Source organism: Arthrobacter sp. Cza30, from assembly GCF_059090765.1.
Genome location: NZ_JBNHGA010000005.1, coordinates 526,075 through 543,267 on the forward strand (window position 1 = coordinate 526,075; position 17,193 = coordinate 543,267).

The 17,193-nt window shown below is 61.4% G+C and carries 15 protein-coding genes; 8 read left to right on the forward strand and 7 right to left on the reverse strand.

Going from position 1 to position 17,193, the window contains the following annotated elements; all coding sequences use genetic code 11:
• Positions 1 to 20: 20 nt before the first annotated feature.
• Entirely contained in the window at positions 21 to 803 is a 783-nt protein-coding gene (gene glnH / locus AC5RVZ_RS19660; protein ID WP_494067401.1) for a glutamine ABC transporter substrate-binding protein GlnH, read from the reverse strand.
• Positions 804 to 866: 63 nt separating this feature from the next.
• On the opposite strand from glnH, the gene AC5RVZ_RS19665 reads away from it, so the two are divergent.
• Positions 867 to 2,054 (forward strand): C45 family autoproteolytic acyltransferase/hydrolase, encoded by a 1,188-nt coding sequence (locus tag AC5RVZ_RS19665; RefSeq protein ID WP_494067402.1) that lies wholly within the window; start codon positions 867 to 869, stop codon positions 2,052 to 2,054.
• A 798-nt stretch (positions 2,055 to 2,852) separates the two neighbouring features.
• On the opposite strand, the gene AC5RVZ_RS19670 is transcribed toward AC5RVZ_RS19665, so the two are convergent.
• A complete protein-coding gene (locus tag AC5RVZ_RS19670) occupies positions 2,853 to 3,635 on the reverse strand; it encodes an IclR family transcriptional regulator (protein WP_494067403.1) in 783 nt (260 codons plus the stop codon).
• A gap of 206 nt (positions 3,636 to 3,841) precedes the next feature.
• Between AC5RVZ_RS19670 and AC5RVZ_RS19675 the strand changes: the two genes are divergently transcribed.
• From AC5RVZ_RS19675 to dmpG, 7 genes are read left to right on the forward strand one after another with little or no spacing between them, the layout of a single operon-like run.
• Positions 3,842 to 5,440: a bifunctional 3-(3-hydroxy-phenyl)propionate/3-hydroxycinnamic acid hydroxylase gene (locus AC5RVZ_RS19675; RefSeq protein ID WP_494067404.1), complete on the forward strand. Its 1,599-nt coding sequence runs from the start codon at positions 3,842 to 3,844 to the stop codon at positions 5,438 to 5,440.
• 23 nt (positions 5,441 to 5,463) lie between these two features.
• Positions 5,464 to 6,234 (forward strand): VOC family protein, encoded by a 771-nt coding sequence (locus AC5RVZ_RS19680; protein ID WP_494067405.1) that lies wholly within the window; start codon positions 5,464 to 5,466, stop codon positions 6,232 to 6,234.
• On the forward strand, positions 6,231 to 6,440 hold the full coding sequence (locus AC5RVZ_RS19685; RefSeq protein ID WP_494067406.1) for a hypothetical protein: 210 nt from the start codon (positions 6,231 to 6,233) through the stop codon (positions 6,438 to 6,440). The genes AC5RVZ_RS19680 and AC5RVZ_RS19685 overlap by 4 nt, the downstream gene beginning before the upstream one ends.
• 5 nt (positions 6,441 to 6,445) lie before the next feature.
• The gene (locus AC5RVZ_RS19690; protein WP_494067407.1) at positions 6,446 to 7,300 is read left to right on the forward strand and encodes an alpha/beta fold hydrolase; all 855 of its coding nucleotides are present in this window, start codon (positions 6,446 to 6,448) and stop codon (positions 7,298 to 7,300) included.
• A gap of 5 nt (positions 7,301 to 7,305) precedes the next feature.
• Positions 7,306 to 8,100 (forward strand): 2-keto-4-pentenoate hydratase, encoded by a 795-nt coding sequence (locus AC5RVZ_RS19695; protein WP_494067408.1) that lies wholly within the window; start codon positions 7,306 to 7,308, stop codon positions 8,098 to 8,100.
• Positions 8,101 to 8,132: 32 nt separating this feature from the next.
• Positions 8,133 to 9,083, forward strand: coding sequence for an acetaldehyde dehydrogenase (acetylating) (locus tag AC5RVZ_RS19700; RefSeq protein ID WP_494067409.1), 951 nt, complete (start codon positions 8,133 to 8,135; stop codon positions 9,081 to 9,083).
• Positions 9,080 to 10,096: a 4-hydroxy-2-oxovalerate aldolase gene (gene dmpG / locus AC5RVZ_RS19705; RefSeq protein ID WP_494067410.1), complete on the forward strand. Its 1,017-nt coding sequence runs from the start codon at positions 9,080 to 9,082 to the stop codon at positions 10,094 to 10,096. Before AC5RVZ_RS19700 ends, dmpG begins: the two co-directional genes overlap by 4 nt.
• Before the next feature lie 673 nt (positions 10,097 to 10,769).
• Here the strand turns inward: dmpG and AC5RVZ_RS19710 are convergent.
• The 5 genes from AC5RVZ_RS19710 to AC5RVZ_RS19730 form a co-directional block, all read right to left on the reverse strand.
• On the reverse strand, positions 10,770 to 12,617 hold the full coding sequence (locus tag AC5RVZ_RS19710) for a DUF262 domain-containing protein (RefSeq protein WP_494067411.1): 1,848 nt from the start codon (positions 12,615 to 12,617) through the stop codon (positions 10,770 to 10,772).
• 199 nt (positions 12,618 to 12,816) lie between these two features.
• Positions 12,817 to 14,244, reverse strand: a complete 1,428-nt coding sequence (locus AC5RVZ_RS19715; protein ID WP_494067412.1) for a hypothetical protein — start codon at positions 14,242 to 14,244, stop codon at positions 12,817 to 12,819.
• Positions 14,245 to 14,546: 302 nt separating this feature from the next.
• Positions 14,547 to 14,879, reverse strand: a complete 333-nt coding sequence (locus tag AC5RVZ_RS19720) for a hypothetical protein (RefSeq protein ID WP_494067413.1) — start codon at positions 14,877 to 14,879, stop codon at positions 14,547 to 14,549.
• Complete coding sequence (locus AC5RVZ_RS19725; protein ID WP_494067414.1) at positions 14,876 to 16,054, reverse strand: ATP/GTP-binding protein; 1,179 nt, start codon at positions 16,052 to 16,054, stop codon at positions 14,876 to 14,878. The genes AC5RVZ_RS19720 and AC5RVZ_RS19725 overlap by 4 nt, the downstream gene beginning before the upstream one ends.
• 195 nt (positions 16,055 to 16,249) lie before the next feature.
• Positions 16,250 to 17,083: a hypothetical protein gene (locus tag AC5RVZ_RS19730; RefSeq protein ID WP_494067415.1), complete on the reverse strand. Its 834-nt coding sequence runs from the start codon at positions 17,081 to 17,083 to the stop codon at positions 16,250 to 16,252.
• Positions 17,084 to 17,193: the final 110 nt, after the last annotated feature.

Genomic DNA, 17,193 nt, shown 5'->3' on the forward strand with positions numbered 1-17,193 from the left:
GTTTGGCGTACGAGCATGTCCTACTTGGACGGGGCTTCGCCGAACCACTTTTCGTAAAGCTTGTCGTACCGGCCGTCTGCCTTGATTGCCGCCAGGGCTTCATTGACCTGCGGAACCAGCTCGCTTCCCTTGGGGAAAGCGATGCCGTACTCATGGGCCATCTGTTGCTCGCCCACTGCCTTGACCTTGCCGCCGCCGTTCTCCTTGATGTAGTAGAGGACGTTGGGCGTATCGTGCATGGCGGCATCCACTCGGCCGGACTGAAGTTCCAGGTAGGCATTGTCTATGTTTGGGAACAGGCGCAGTTCGGTGTCGGAGAGATTTTCCTTTGCCCATTCGTTCGCGGACGTTCCGGTCTTCATGGCCACCGTCTTGCCGGCCAGGTCCTCGGTACCGGTAATCTCGCTATCGCTGGGAACCATGAGCATGAAACCGCTGTCGTAGTAGCCGTCGGAGAAGTCGATGGCTTCCTTGCGTTCCTCCGTGATGGTGATGCCCGCGAGACCTACGTCGACTTGGCCGGTCTGCAGAGCCGGCAAGATCCCGTTAAAGTCCATGGGCTGCAGGTTGAACTCACGGCCCATCACCCCCGCGATTTCCGTCCAGAGATCGATGTCGAAGCCGACGTAGGTATCGCCTTCTTTGAATTCAAAGGGAACGAACGCGGTATCGGTCGCGACCGTGAGCGGGTCCTTTTCGGAGGCCGCATCCGAACCGCCCCCGCATCCGGTTAGTGCGAGAGCGGCGGAAGCCATAATGCCGACACCGGCCAAGATTGTTTTAGTGCGCAACGCAGATCGCATAGTGTCCTCCAGGACAGCTCGGGTTCCGGATGAAGCATTCGGGTGATACAACTACAATTGCCTGTGTACGCAAGCATGCAATTGCAATTGCGTTTCGTCAATACATTTTTTCTGCGTAACTGCCGCGAAGAAGGGACAACGGGTATGAAGACTCTGGTCAGGGACACGCAGCTGTCGGGCCTGCGGTGGCTGACTCTGCGGGGCAGCAGGCGCGAAGTCTTCACCGAATTGGGACGCCTGTGCGCTCGGGAGATCTGGGCCGTGCAGGGCGCAATGCCCGAGCGCTCAGGCCTGCGCAGGTGGAGGGATTCTGCAGACGGCATGCGCCGCTATAAGGACCTTTTGTCGGCCGCAGAGCAATCCTATCCAGAGGTGCTCTCGGAACTTACCGCCATGGCAGACGGGGCTGGCCTCGATGCCGAAGACCTGTTCCTGGCCAACATCCGCGGAGACATCGGCGCCTACGACGGAACCGGATGCACCGACCTCGTCTGGCGCCGCGGCAAGTCCTTTGTGGCCCACAACGAAGACGGCGCGCCGGCAGTCGGAACCGACCTCATGTTCCTGAGCCTAAATATCGACGGCGAACAGGCGGTTGCCGTGCAGTGGTATCCCGGCTTTATCGCCTCGAACGCCTTCGCTGCCACAGCAGGAAATCTTGTCTGGGGAATCAACCACCTGCCAATCTCAAAGCCGGGCAACGGCGCCGGACGACACTTTGTTGCCCGCCGACTGCAGCAAACGCAATCCATGGAGGAAGCCCTCGAATTCCTGCAAACGCACCCGATTTCCGGCGGCTTCAGCTTCAACCTCGGCGAACTAGAAACCGGGGACGTAGCCGTGGTCGAGAGTGCCGCAGGGAAGGTCGCCGTTCAACGCCCGCATCTTGAGGATCCCTTCGACTGGCACACCAACCACATCCGCCAGCTCCCCCAAAACCTGGCGTCGAACCCGCGAGACGAACAGCCTAACGGCACCACCGCCCAGTTGGGTCAGGTCGGAGAAAGCATGGCGAGGGGCCGCTTCCTGTCTTCCCTGCCATTGCCTGCAAAGGAACCCGACGCCGACTGGTTCCTGGACATCCTGGCAGGTGATGAATTGCCCAATGGCGTGCTGCGGACCGCTCGCAACAACGACCCTCTGGCAACGCTGTGTACAACAGTCACCGATCTGCACGAAGGCACCATTCTCATTAAGGGGATGGGTGCAGCATCTGAAAGAGTCAGCGTTGCCGATCTCATATCCGGCTGACAGCCGCGGAGGAACAGCTCACCGACAAACCTGTTGTGGTTCTCGGCAATGCCTCGCGGGCGGTTCAAGAGCACTGTTTTTCCAAGCCGCGCAGGCCGGTAAGTCAGTCTCCCGGCGTACTCGGGTTGGAACCGGCCGGTCTTCAGCTCGAATACGTAGTACCGCAGCTGTTCGACGTGAAAAGTCCTTCGATACCGGTGGCCGGCAGTTCTTCGAACCATTTTGCGGCGGTGTGCGGGTCGGTAGTCAGCTCCAGCCTCCGGCGCGTCACCCGGAAGTTCCCCACATCACCACCCGCCACGTTTCGGGAGCCCAGACGTTATATCGCAAACCGAAATTCAACCGCGTTCCGTAGCCGAGTAAGCTCTGCTGCAGCAGGGCCTTCGCCTATTTAGAGCAGGGATGAGAATGGCGCGATGACGCAATCGACCAAAGTTTATGTTGACGAACCAGGATGGCCCTCAACAGCGACTCGGCGCTGCGACCCCGTTATGACAGACCGGAAAGGTGCTTCCCCTAGGGCGGGGTAGGACCATGGAAGCAATTGATGAGGTGTGATTCGCCGGCTCAAAGGGACGGCCACGCTAGGCAGTGAACGTTGATCGACTCGTCCATTTGTTACCGGCAGTAAGTTAGCCTTGGGCGGCATTACCGATCACGATGGAGACAACGCCCGGCTACAGTTGAAGCGGAACTCCACCACCACATTCCGTCACAGAGAAACCTCTCATCACCACGCCCAGAGGTGGGGCGGCCATCAGGAGTCTGCTGTACAGGCGCTGTGGCATGCCAGTCGGGCTACAGGGTGCGTCCGCTTCGCGGCAGCAGAGTTGACTGGCGACGCAGCGCGGCCAGGGCCTCCTTGAGTGCCTGCGTGCTGGAGGTGAAATCCATATCCGCCAAGACCCCTGAGATTGAGATCGCGGCGATCGGTGCCTGCTCTTCGCCCACGAGCACCGGTGCGGCGACACAAGCCAGGCCCGGCCCGGATTCCTCCTTTTCAACGGCGCTCCCGGCGGCGCGGGCGCGCCACAGCGCCGCACGCAGCCCATCGGGATCCGTGATGGTGCACGGGCCGACCCGCGCCAGCCCGTTCTCGATGATGCCCTCGGTCACCTCCGGTGGGGAGAACGCGAGGATCGCCTTGCCGACCGCTGTCGCGTGGGCTGGAACCCTGCCGCCGATGCGGCTAGGCAGCGGCGGGGTGGAGCGGGAGCGCAAGATCTCGATGTACACCACATGGGGTCCGTCGAGTACTGCCAGGTGCACCGTATGGCCTGTGACCCGGCGCAAGCTTTCCATATGCGCGTAGGTGAGCCGGCGCAGCGTGCGGGGACGGGAGGCCTGTTCCCCGAGCTCGAAGAACCTCAGCCCGAGCACGAGCCCCTCGTCCTGAAATTCGAGCAGGCCATGGGGCACCATCGAGCGCACGATGCGTGAAACGGTCGACTTCGGCAGCGTGGTCTTCCGAGCGACCTCGCTGACCGAGATCGGGTGGCTCTGCTCGGCCACGCAGTTCACGATGGAGGCGATCCGGTCGACCACTGCAATCGGGTTGTCCCGCTGGGTGGGATGCTGCAATTCTTCGGCTCCTTCGCGATGCGCTCCGTGGCGGCCTTACCTGCCAAATTCAGTCTGCCCCACATAACCGGTGGGCCAGCCATGCTCGGCCCACCCAGTGGCACGGGTGCTCGCAGCTGTGCCACCAGCGTACGTATGGTGAGTCCATTCGCGACGCCCCGTCGCACACATCCAGTAACGATCAATGAGGATCTGGAGGCAGGACAGTGCAGAGTTTCGAATCACACGGGCACTTTGATGCGGACGTCGCGATTATCGGGTACGGGCCCTCCGGGGTCACGGCCGCCAACACGCTGGCCACGCGCGGGCTTTCGGTGGTGGCTATCGAACGGGACGTCGAGATCTACCCCCGAGCACGTGCGGTAACAGTCAACGACTGGACGATGCGCATCTTCCAGGACCTGGGTCTGGACGAGGCCGCGCTGAAGGTGCTCGATCCCCAGCGCGCACTGCGCTGGATCACCTACGATGGCACGGAACTGCTGCACATCGAGTTTCCCCCATCGTCGCTCGGAACGATCGAGGGCACCCGCTTCTACAACGTCTACCAGCCAGCCCTCGAACCGGTCCTGCGCGAAGGTAGTGAACGCTTCCCCGAACTGATAGACGTGCGTTACGGCTGGGAGGTCACCGGAACCAGGCAAGACGAACACGGAGCCACGGTCACGTATCGCAGCCCGGGAACCGGCGAAGAGCGCAACATCCGGGTCCGCTATGTCCTTGCGTGCGACGGCGGCGCGAGCCGCACCCGCCATGACCTGGGCATCAGACTCGAAGGGGACACCTTGGATGTCCAGTGGATCGTCGTCGATTGCCGGGTCAAGCGCTGGTGGCCGGACCGTGATTTCCTCACCTTCTGGTCCGACAAGGAGCGCCCTGTGGTGGACCTGCCCCTCCCGCTGGGCAATCACCGTTGGGAACTGCCACTTGGACCCACCGAGAGCGAGGCCGACTTCCAGACCGAAGAAGACGTCTGGCGCCTGCTCAACGACCTTGGCGTGACCCGCGAGGATGTTGACATCCATCAGCATGCTTTCTACCGGCACCATGAGCGCATGGCCGAGCGCTGGCGCGAGGGCAGGGTCTTCCTCGTCGGCGATGCGGCCCATCTCATGCCGCCCTGGGCGGGGGCCGGAATGCAGTCAGGTATGCGCGACGCGTATGACATCTCGTGGAAGATCGCACGTGTGCTCGCCGGCACTGCCCCCGAGGCACTCCTTGACACGTATGAGACCGAACGGCGCCCGAACGTGGAACACTTTACCGGGCTAGCGGTGGGACTGGGCAGGATCATCAAGCAGGAGCTGACCGACGAAGAACTCGCCGCAGCGACGGCCCCGCCACCGGAAGGCATCGAACCGCCGCTCATTGCCCCGCCGTTTCTCATCGACGGATGGCTTAACGGCCCTGTTGGGGAGTCGAGCATCATCGGCACGATGGCGCCACAGCCGAAGGTGGAAACCGCGGACGGCTGGATGCTGCGGCTCGACGAGGTCCTCGGCCGCGATTATGTGCTGCTCGGCGACGGGGTCGACCCGCTCGGGGTCCTTTCATCCGAAGAGCGGGCCGGCTGGGACGCGCTGGGTGCCAGATACCTCACGGTGCGCGAGCGGAGCCAGGGCACCAAACGCGCCGAGGAGTTCGTGGACCTGGGCGGAAGCCTGCTGGCTTGGATGCGGAAGTTCGGCACGCGGGTTGTGGCGCTTCGCCCGGACCGGTTCGCCGCGGCCGCCGACGTATCCGGGCTGGCCACTCCGGCATGGCCCGCCTCGAAGAATTCACTGCCTAACCTCATCAGCCACTGAAGCATTCATCCAAAGGAGCGATCATGACGTTCGCGTACGCACCCGAAATCGCAAAGCTCGGCGCCGCACACTTGATGACCCCGGACCTGGAGAAGTCACTCTGGTTCTTCCGCGACGTCATTGGCCTCGAAGTCACCGCCTGCACCGAAAACAAGGTCTACCTCCGTGCTGCAATGGAGCGTGAGCACCACAGCCTCGTACTCGAGGCATCGGACCGCGCTCGGCTCGACCACGTTTCTTGGCGGGTCAAGCGGCCCGAGGACCTCGAAGGCTTCCACACGCTGCTCACCGACAACGGTAACGACGTGACCGTCGAAGCCCCGAACAGGGAAGACGGCTACGGCGAATCCCTGCGTGTGCAAATGCCGTCAGGACACAAATTCCGCCTGTACTACGACGTGGACAAGCCGGGAGTGGCCGAGGCGGACCGCTCGGTGCTGCTGAACCAGCGCTACAAGTCGTGGAACCGCGGCATTGGCGTGCGCCGCGTCGATCACGTCAACCTCTGGACGACACAGGACCCCGAAGCCCAGCACGAGTGGCTCACCGACAATCTTGGGTTCAAGCTGCGCGAGTACATCCAAACCCCGAACGGCCGTCTGGGCGGCTGGATGAGCGTGACCCCACTGGTCCACGACATCGGACTCATGCAGGCCGGACCGCGTGAAACAACCCCGGCCCGCATGCACCACCTGGCGTTCTGGCTCGATAATGCTGCAGACGTGCTCCGTGCCGCCGACATCATGGTCGAGGCCGGGATCAAGCCTGACCAGGGCCCCGGCAAGCACGGGTGAGCCAGGCGTTCTTCCTCTACGTGCGCGACCCGGGATCCGGCCACCGGGTGGAGATCTTCAGCAACGGCTACCTGATCTTCGACCCGGATTGGGAGCCCGTGGAATGGGGTGTCGACGACATTGCCACGGCGCTGACCATGTGGGGCCCGACCGACTACGTGCCCCATACCGATGACCACATCATGAATACGACGACGGAGGCGTAACGCCAATGGCCGAATTCACAATCGAGCACGTACAAACCAACGGGTTCATGACCGAGTATATCGACTCAAATGGCGACGGCGATGTCGTGCTGTTGCTTCACGGCGGCGGCCCGGGCGCGAACGCCTCCACCAACTGGCGGGAATTCATCCCCGGCCTCTCGGACCGGTACCGCGTCATCGCCCCGGACCTCTACGGCTTCGGTAATACCGAACACCCCCAAGCCGAAGATGCGCCCGCTTCCATGACGCAATGGATGCGTGCCCGGGTGCGCCAGGTGCTGGCCCTGCTTGATGCGCTCGGCATCGAAAAGGTGCATCTGGTTGGGAACTCAGCAGGCGGAGCGCTCTCGCTGTGGATCACCACTACCGCACCCGAACGCGTTGGCGACATCATTCTCATGGGGAGCGCAGGCGGCCAGATGATGGCACCCACCCCCGAGGTGATTCGCATGGTCTCCTTCTACAAGGATGCCACGCGAGAAGGCATCGAGTCGCTCACGCGCTGGTTCGTGTATGACGAAGACGTCCTCGGCGCCTCGATTGACGAGATCGTTGAAGAGCGTTACACCGAGGTGCACCGGCCCGAGGTGCGCCGCTCGTTCCAGTCGATGTATGCGCTCCCGACCTCGCCGGCCGAAATGACCGTGCCCCCGTCGGCGCTTCGCCGGATCAACCACAGGGTCTTCCTGGTCCACGGGCAGGAAGACCGGTTCATCACCCCCGATGCCTCGATCTACTTCAGTCAACATCTCGAAAACGCCCAAGTGCATATCTTTGAAAAGTGTGGACACTGGGTCCAAATCGAGCGGCGGGATGCCATGCTCATGCTGGTGCACGCGTTCCTGGCCAAGGAGCTCTGAAGGGCGTGGGACTCACCGATCTGGAAATCAGGGAAATAGCCGACGCATTGTGGGAAGCGGAAACCTTTCGGAAGCCGATACCGCAACCGTCCCTGGCGTACCCGAAGCTAAGCCTGGACGATGCATACGCAGTACAGAACATCAACCTGGCCCGGCGGCTCGAGAACGGTGAGTTGGTTATCGGGCGCAAGGTCGGTTTGACCTCGGCCGCGATGCAGCAGCAGCTCGGCGTCGACAGCCCTGATTTCGGGGTCATCACCAACGCCATGGTGGTCGGCAACGGGGATGCGATCCAATGTGGGGACCTTGTCGCCCCGCGCCTGGAACCGGAGTTCGCCTTCCGCATCGACCACCAACTGCCCGCTTCTCCGAGCCCTGCCCAGGTGCGGGAGGCGATCGGGGCGGTCGCGGTCGCCATCGAGGTGATCGATTCGAGGGTCGCCGACTGGCGCATTGGTCTCGTGGATACGGTGGCGGACAATGCGTCCTCTGCGCGGATTGTCGTGGGCGAATGGTGCGAAGCCACGCCGGAGCTGCTAGAGCGGATCATCTCGACGGAAATCACGCTCACCCACGACGGGGAAACCCTCGTCTCCGGCCCCGGCTCCGCAGTGCTGAAGGATCCCGTCAACGCGCTCCACTGGCTCGCGGCCACCATCGGTGGCTACGGCCAGGCGCTGCACCGCGGTTCCATCGTACTCGCCGGTGCCGTCACCGCCTCGTTCCCGCTGGAGTCAGGCGGCAGCTGGGCCGCTGGCGCACCCGGCTTCACGCCCGCGACACTTACCACCTTGGCCTGAAACCGGCCACCCGACTGAACGGAATGAGGAGCATGTCGAAGACGAAGGTCGCCATCATCGGGTCCGGCAATATTGGAACGGACCTGATGTTCAAGGTAATGCGCACAAGCAGGAACTTGGAAATGGGAATGCTCGTGGGCATCGACCCCGCATCGGACGGGCTCGCACGTGCTGAATCGATGGGTATTGCCACCACGGCAGATGGAGTGGAAGGGCTCATCGCCAGCCCCTATTTTGCCGATATCCGGATCGTATTCGACGCGACAAGCGCCTCGGCGCATGAGGAGAATGCAAGGAAACTCGCTCCGTTCGACAAACGCCTGGTCGACCTCACGCCCGCGGCGATCGGTCCGTACGTTATCCCCTCGGTCAACCTCGAGGAACACCTGGGCGAGACGAACATCAATATGGTCACCTGCGGTGGCCAGGCCACGATCCCGGTCATCCACGCGGTTGGAACCGTGACCCCCGTCCTCTACGGCGAGATTGTCGCATCGATATCCTCCCGCTCGGCCGGGCCCGGCACCCGGGCAAACATCGACGAGTTCACCGAGACAACCCGGGCCGCGATCGAGGAAGTGGGCGGAGCTGCCCGCGGCAAGGCGATCATCGTCCTAAACCCCGCGGATCCGCCCATGATCATGCGCGACACGGTGCAGGTGCTCACCGGGCCCACGGACGGGGAAGCTCGCGCCCGGATAACCGAGGCAGTGCACGCACGCGTCGCCGAGGTCGCAGCCTATGTCCCCGGCTACCGGCTCAAACAAAAGGTCGTCTTCGAGGCTGAACCGGCCGACAGCGCGATCCTTGTACCCGAGTCCCTGCGCCACGAGGCAGGCTACACGCGAGTGAGCGTGTTCCTCGAGGTGGAAGGCGCAGCCATGTACCTGCCTGCCTATGCAGGGAACCTCGACATCATGACCTCGGCCGCGCTCCAAGCGGCAGAGCGCATCTCGCTCGCAACCCAGGAGGCGATCGTATGACCACCCCACGCATCTACTTACAAGACGTGACGCTTCGCGACGGAATGCACGCTGTCCGGCACCACATCACACCGGAAATGGTCGGCCGCATTGCCAGGGCGCTCGACGCGGCAGGCGTCGACGCCATCGAGGTTGCCCACGGCGATGGGCTAGCCGGTGCGAGCCTCACCTACGGACCGGGGTCGCATGACACCCTAGAATGGATCGACGCGGCGGCGGAAGCTGTGACGCGTGCAAAGCTTACGACACTCCTGTTGCCCGGGATTGGGACCATACAGAACCTGCGTGAGGCCTATGAACGCGGGATCCGCTCAGTGCGGATCGCCACCCACTGCACCGAAGCTGATGTTTCCCGACAGCACATCGAGACCGCGAAGTCGTGGGGCATGGATGTTTCGGGGTTCCTAATGATGGCACATCTGACCGATGCGGACTCGCTAGCCGCTCAGGCGAAACTCATGGAATCTTATGGGGCCGATTGCGTCTACGTCACCGATTCCGCCGGTGCCCTCACGGTGGATGGCGTGCGGGAGCGCATCCGCGCCTATCGCGATGTGCTGCACGAGAGTACTCAAATCGGGATTCACGCCCACCAGAACCTGTCCCTTGCTGTCGCGAATTCGGTCGCGGCAGTCGAGGATGGTGCCTTCCGCGTCGACGCCTCGCTAGCCGGTCACGGCGCCGGTGCCGGGAACACCCCGATCGAACCGTTCGTGGCGGTGGCAAAACTGACAGGTTGGCAGGTCGCAGCCGACCTCTTTGCCCTCCAAGATGCGGCTGACGACCTTGTACGTCCACTCCATGATCGCCCGGTTCAGGTGGATCGGGAGACACTGACCCTTGGTTATTCCGGCGCGTATTCGAGCTTTCTCCGTCATGCCGAGCACGCGGCGCAAACCTATGGTACCGATGCGCGTACCTTGCTGGTCGAGGTCGGTCGGCGCGGACTCATAGGTGGTCAGGAAGACATGCTCGTAGACATCGCACTCGATCTCAATGGAACACACGTTTGATCAGTTCAGGGTAGCTAACGGCGCTAGACAGCGACCACGACAGTTTGGGGTGGCCGACGCGTCCAACCTCGTATTGGCCCAGCGCTACCACACCCTGATCATCGGCTGGCCGAAAACGGTTGAGACGCCCCCGAAGCCGTCCAGGTAGCCGAGGATCCGCGGCCCGCGCGGGCGGCGAGTAGCGTGCCGGCGGCGGGTCCCCGCACAGACCCGCAGCCGGCACGCGCTGGTTCCGTACCCAGATCGAGCCAGCCGCGCGCCGCCGTCGTGATTTCCCCATGACGGACCGGTCGTCGCTGCCGATGTCTAGACCGACGGCATCAGGCGCCAGTGATGCGGTGGCCCAAACGGTTCCCCCGCTGGTCGTGAAAGGCGGCGTACAGGTCCCTACCGCCGGATCGACCGTTTCGATCCCGGGCACCTTGTGTGGCCAAGGCGGCCAGAACGGCGGCGAAGTGGAACGGCGGAATCACCGGCAGGCTGACCCGTGTGGATAAGCGGGCCTTGACTGCCAGGACGGGGCAGTCACGGTCCCGGCCCTGACAGTTCTTGCGACGAAACCATCACCAGAGGTTAGAGCGCAAACCTAAATTCCACCACGTTCCGTAGCGGAATAACCTCTCACGATCAACAGTTCAATGGGTGGGGCGAGGCGAATCTCGGTTTCGACCCGTTAGTCGGAATCGTCCCCTTCGGAGAGCTCCTCGTCAAGGTCAATGAGCACTGTCGATTCTGTATTTGATGGGTCTTTTGTTTGAGGCTTGAGCAAACTGTGGATACGAGCAGCAAGTTTCACACTTCGCTCGTCGAAGAAGTCCATGTACTCCTCTACCGAGAGGGGAAGCGACTCAGGTAACGCGTTGCGTTCCAGGAAAGCACTGCGGTCGTGCGCTGAGGGATACTCCGCCGCCAGCCACTTCTCCGGTAATTTAGCCGACTTTCCGATGTTCTCGAGACCGGGGAGGAGTTCCAAGTTCGGCAGACGGTCTCTCCGATCGATTAGCTCATCGATCTCATCGGGCGTGAACCTCGCCGTACCGTCGTCTTTTTTCTGACGTCGTAGGGCTGTCCTGTCGAGCAGCGCGGCTGGAAAGACGTGGTCTACATGGAACTGGTTGCGCGTGTCGACATGTGGGAAAAGCGCTGCGAGTACGGCGAAGGTACGTGCCTTTCCGTACGACAGACTCAAGATGTCGTCCACAAGGGCGTCGGTAACGGTGAGCGGCTTGCCACGCCGAGACATCGCCCGCTCGATCTCGGCCACGGGGAACGCGGAATTGCCCTGCGATTTGATGATCTCGCGGAGATCGCGGAGCAAGGTGTCCAAGCCGGAGCCCCACACGCCACGCACGATCAGCGATCTCAGAACCCATGACCGGAGAGACTCGCGGTCCTCGCGAGATTTAGGCGATTCGCGGTAAGAGTGATCGAGCCGACGGTGGTGGACGTAGTAAGCCACCGGGATCAACACGCTATCTGCGGTGAGCGATCCATCGGACAGACCGAAATCACTGAGTAGGCCGACCGCAACCTGGAGCGATTTGCTCATGACGTCCCAGTCAGACTCGAGCTTCGCCATGTTTGTCGTAGTGAAGTTCTTGACCTTGAATCCAATATCACGAACGTCAGCCATCATCAGCCCTGACTTCAGAATCGTGTCTCTGGAGAAGCTGAATCCGTTCCCGGTGTGGTTGAGGGCATCCACCAGCCCGTGAACGGCGGCTCGAGCGTCACCTTCCCACTGTGCGGTAGCGATAGACAGCAGTAGGTCGCTATACGACAGGACGGTGCCGCCGGAGTTAACCCGCACGAAGATGTCCAGGACACGCTCGATGTCCTGGTCGTTCTCTTCGTAGAAATGAAGGCTGGCGGTCTTGTGGACTGCCTCCCACAGCTTACTGACCAATGCCGCAGCTTCAGGGTCATTACCGACTTCGTGCTTGGCCAACAGTTGTATTAAAGATGCCGTGTCCGATGCGTCGAAGATGTCGGAAACCGGCAACCATTTCTTGCTCTCGTCGTCCGACGCCGCATAAGCGTCCTTCTTCGTCAGAAATTGAAAATGGTACTTGAGGCCGAGCTCGTTCTCCGGGGCCTCGCTGGCCAGGTTCAGATGCAGACGGCGTTCCGGATAAGACCACGACTTATTCGCCCAACCACCGTGATTCTTGTACGCGTAGGTCCCGCGAAGCCCGATATTGAGAGAGGTCAAACGCTGTTGACCATCAAGGATGGCGACCACTTCACGGTCTGTGGGAATATCGATCACCGGGTTGTGGCGGTTGTCGAAGGCGCTGTATTCCGTCATGAATCCATAGAACTTGAACTTGCCGATCGTCTCCGGCAACACCTTCCAGGATAGAAAGCTGCCGACGGGGTACCCACGCATGACTGAGTCGAATACCCGGATAATCTGTGAGGGTTTCCACACATACTCGCGTTGAATCGCAGGAAGTATGAGTCGTCGGTCCTGGATCTGCCGCAAAGCGCTGGCGATCGACATCGGTTCTTTGTGTCCCATTTCAGTACTCTAAATCAGATCAACAGATCCTTCGCCCACCCACGCTGACAATTGGTTAGGACCTTCGACGGTGCACCATAACGACTGTCAGCGAGGCCTTATTCGCCTCGCACACCTCGAGCACCGTTTCTTCGATAGCACTGTCTTTGATGACAATTCCGAGATCGATCATGTCGCCGAAGGTGGTGAAGCCGGCAACCTAGACCATATCGCGCAGGGCCTTTGCCTCGGCGGATTCCCGCATGGAGACGATCTCCCCGGCCACCCCCTGCACGATGGCAGCCGGAATGAACTCTTCCAAATAGTCCATCCCATGCAGGGCGGCCGCGAAAGCCAGGGGCTCCTCCATCCGTTCCAGGTTTCTGCCGTAAACCCTGGTGAAAGACTCCATCAGCCCGGCCTTGTTCTCACCGGCCTCGTCGCGGCGGCGGTCGATGATCTCCAGCAGCAGCCGATTCACCTCGCGCGGATCCGCCGCCGGACGCAGGTCCTCGATGTCGGAGGGCAGGGCTTTGAGGATGTCCAAGCCAAAGACGGTCCGGAACAGGGTCAGGGACCGGTCCGTGTGCGGCAGCTTCCGGTGCGGACCGTATTCACGCCGCTCCCACTCACCCGTGAGCATCTTCTCGATGCCGCGGCCGAACTCGTTGATCACATAGCCGGCCACTGAGGCGCGGCCCATCCTCGGCTGCACGGCCTTGATGTCCGTAGCTGATCGCACCGCCGACCAAGCGATGCTGAAGAAATGGCCTAGGTTCAGCCGGCCCCAGTAGTCGGCGACGAGCTGCCGGACCCGGGCCTGCTGCGGCGCATCGAGAGCCGGGAATGACCGCTCTTCGAGGTACTGGCGGATCAACCGCAGCACCTCGTCCTCGATCGCGGTCGCCGCCGCGGCAGCCACATCGTCGAAGAATTCCCACAGGATGTTTTCCAGCCGCTCGTCCAGCCAATCTTCGAACGCCTGCCGACGTGCGGCGGGACCGCCTTCGCCAGCGAACTTCCAGTTCAGGCGGGCGATGTAGTACGAGGGACGGCCGTCCTCGGTGAAGATCAACGCGTCCGCACCGGTCGCCGAGTGCGGCACCAGCACGGACCAACTGAGCCGCTCAGCATCCTGGTGGCCGAGCTGGCGTTCCAGCGTCTGGCCGGCAATCAGGTCGCCATAGGCGTCGGTCCCGCGCAGGTCGTGGGCGGCCAGTAACGCGACCAGAGAAGCCTCCTCCGGTAGCGGACGGTCGCAGTCCCCAATCCATCCTTCGATCAGCTCCCAGCAGTGCGCGCAGCTGGTGGAGGCTGCGGCGCGATCCTTCCATGCCTGCTGGGCCTGGGTCCGGTTCCTCACCTGCACCGGACCCAGCGCCCCGCCGCAGCGGGGGCAAAGCAGTCCCGTCAGTTCGGCGGTGACAAACCGGGCAACATGAGCGGGCAGCCGGGAGGCGCTCGCAACGCCATCAGCCAGCTTCAGGACATCCTTGACCGCGATGGGAAAAACCAGGTCTCCGTCCTGGACCTCGTTCTGCCAGTAGTCAGCAATCAGGTCGGCTTTCGACTCGTCATGATCCAGCGGTCTCAGCCGCAACTGCCCGAAGTCGAGGTATGTCCCCGTGTCCGTCCGTCCCATCGTCACTGCCCCTGCTCCTGTTCGCTGTCGCCGGCCTGTTATCCGATTCTCCCGGATGTGACCGGCCGCATGTTTACACGTCCGCTGGACTTCATATCTCGGTGCACTGCGGTCATTAATCGACACCTTGTGCCAAGTACGGCGCTTCCCGCATCCCGAGGTGTTAAGGCGTTCGGCCTAAGAACCGTGCAGATCAGCCGGCCTTGAGATCCCCTATGTACATCGTTCGATCCCGAAAAGAACGCCAGCGCTGGTCGTCGTCTCAACATTCATACGGGCTGAGAGGCATCCCCTTCCCCAGTCAACGTCTACGGCGGTTCGGTCCGATCCCACACCCGGGCATATTCGCCGGCAACCGCGGGCCAGACCAATTGAATGCCGTCTTCTGCCGAGTTGAGCCGATCGGCCAACGGCTCGAAAACTACAAAATCGTGCGAGATCACTCGGCCCGCCCGATCTTGCCGCCCCTCTGGATCGGGGAAACGAAGTGCCACCTTTTTGTCGAGACGGCGACATACCTCCCGCTCATCCTCGGCACCAGAAAAGGCCTCGTCGTAGACCAGGAGCAAATCCTCTACTCCCCCGTCTCGAAGAAACCTAAATCCCCAGGTTCGTCCACGGGTGGCCCAGATGAGCTTCACCTACGACTCCTCAGAAGAGTCTGCTCCTCTTCACCCTTGTCCAAGTCCATCCGGAAACCGGACAGCGTGGCTTTGAGATTGTCCTGCTTCGCCCGCGCTTCAGAATTGATCTTTCTGAGTTTGTCTCCTGCCAGCTTTGCCGCTTCGCTAGCTAGCCGGGCCGCATCTTTCACCCGATTGGCATCAAAACGGTTCAGCAGCTGACCTAACCGACCAGGCAGTTGACCTTCGCCCGCTATCAGCACTGCGGCCAAGAATTCGGTGCCGACCAGCAGATTCTCTACCACTTTTCCACGGATCCGCCTTGCTTGGGCCCACCGTGCGTACCGTTCTAACGGGAGCATCGCGGCCAGCGGCAGGATCAACTCCAGACCAACGCGCTTGTTCACCTCAATTTTGTTTGCGTCGAACTTCGCTGACGAAAACAGCACGAAATCCTCACCCACGGACAGTGCCTCGCTATCTTCCACTAGCCCAGCGAGAACTTTCCGAAGCTCCTCAATGTCGTCGGACGACTTCTCAATGAGGAGATCCCTGAACTTGAACACATCCAGGTTGGGCAGCAGATCGGACTTGGACAACGCCATAATCCATATGCGCGGAAACACCACAAGAGGCTGGCCATCCTTTAATAGGTCATCTTTCAGGGACAGCAGTCCGTTGCGGATATTCGTTAATAAGGACTTCAGGTATCGCTCTTCCTTGCCGGAGTTGTCCAGCAATCGCTGGCCGTCTACCAGCAAGAGGGCAACGTCAGATCCCAGCAAAGACCTGAACGTGTCAACCTTGCGCTGCGCCTCTTCAGACCCGATTACTTCCTCCTCGAACCACTCCCCAGGGTAGTCGTGCCAGACGAGGCGAAGGGCGTCGATCGGCGTAGCGCCTCTGCCCCTTCTGCTTGGTCTCAGCCCATCCTTCATTTTGATCTTGAAAGAATATGACGTGGCAGCAAAACGGGTCGCCTCAGGTGGTCGCGCCGAATTTTTCATCCCAAGGTAATTTCTGTGCAGCCGATTGCCTTGGCCAATGTCGTCCGGCACTACATGGAACAAACTCTTCTGCAGGTACTGCGACTCTTGCGTGGCTCCGTAGAACGAGGAGAGCATGACGGTCTTGCCGCTCCCGCTCTCGCCGAACACTGCAATGTGCTGCTCTCCCGCTCTATTCACTGGCATATCAGGAGCTTACACAGCAGTGGACTCACCCCCGGCGAGGAGGTGATTGTTCCATGAGTCAGGTGGCGTGATATCGCCCCATCCACAACATAACTGACATTATGTAGTGGATTTATCCGCCACCCCGCAATCTCCAGCGCCGGCTCCCCTGCGGGACTCTCGCGTTCACGGATCCTTCAAGGGTTTGTAGTTAAATCAGGGCAGAGGGCCGATTGATTCCAGGGCGTGTGTGAGCTGTTCCTGCTTGTCGGCTTGCTCCTCGACTCCCCAATCACGGACTAGGAAGCGCATCGTCCTCGCGGCGATCTCCCCCGGCGGCACGCCTTTGGCGAGCCAACTCGTTGCCCTGTCGACCTCGGTGTCATATTCGGATTCGGGAAACCACGTACCTCCGCCCCCCATCCCGGCCGGGTCTGTATGGAGAAAAGCCCTGAGCACCGCCTCCCTGAGCAGCAGTATGTCCGGCTTGCCCCTCACAGGACTATTGCCAGCCAAGGACCATCCCCATTGCCACGGCCACAGAAATTTGTCCTTGGGCGGGTCCCAGTCCGGAATGGACGCAAGCCGTTCCCGAGCTTCGACAAGTGTCTGCTCATACGCGTTCAAGTCAAAGGACATTGTTCCGAGCCCACCGATGGGCTCGGTTAAGTCAAAGCCGTCTTTCCACGCCCAATCCGTCCAGATGATGCTGCCTTCGTTTCGATAGATTCGCGCACCGACGCCGGCATCATCGAGATCGCCGCACCTACAGACATACATTGCTGTTCGACCGTCGGGGTAGTCAGCTACCCCGTTCCCAAGCAGCTTCCCTAACTGCTGTTCGAGGCTGAGCTCCGCCCACTCCGGCTGCAATCGTGTAGGAAGCCGTTCCAGACCGTCACCAAAAATCCCTTCGGCCAGCGGGACGCCGTCGACGATGAAGTCAAGGAATGGAACAGGAACCCTTCGGCTTCGCCGTGCCGATATGTGCGTCTCGATGGTCACAAGGGTCGGCCGCAGCGTGAGGACATTCCGCTGAATAGGAACCATGGGCCAAGTCTTCCGGCTGGGTCCCAAACCGACAAATGGAACCTGGGACGGGCCACGTCTGCAACCGTGATGCTCCACGAGGTGCGATGATCTCGCTCCCCCGTGCGGGT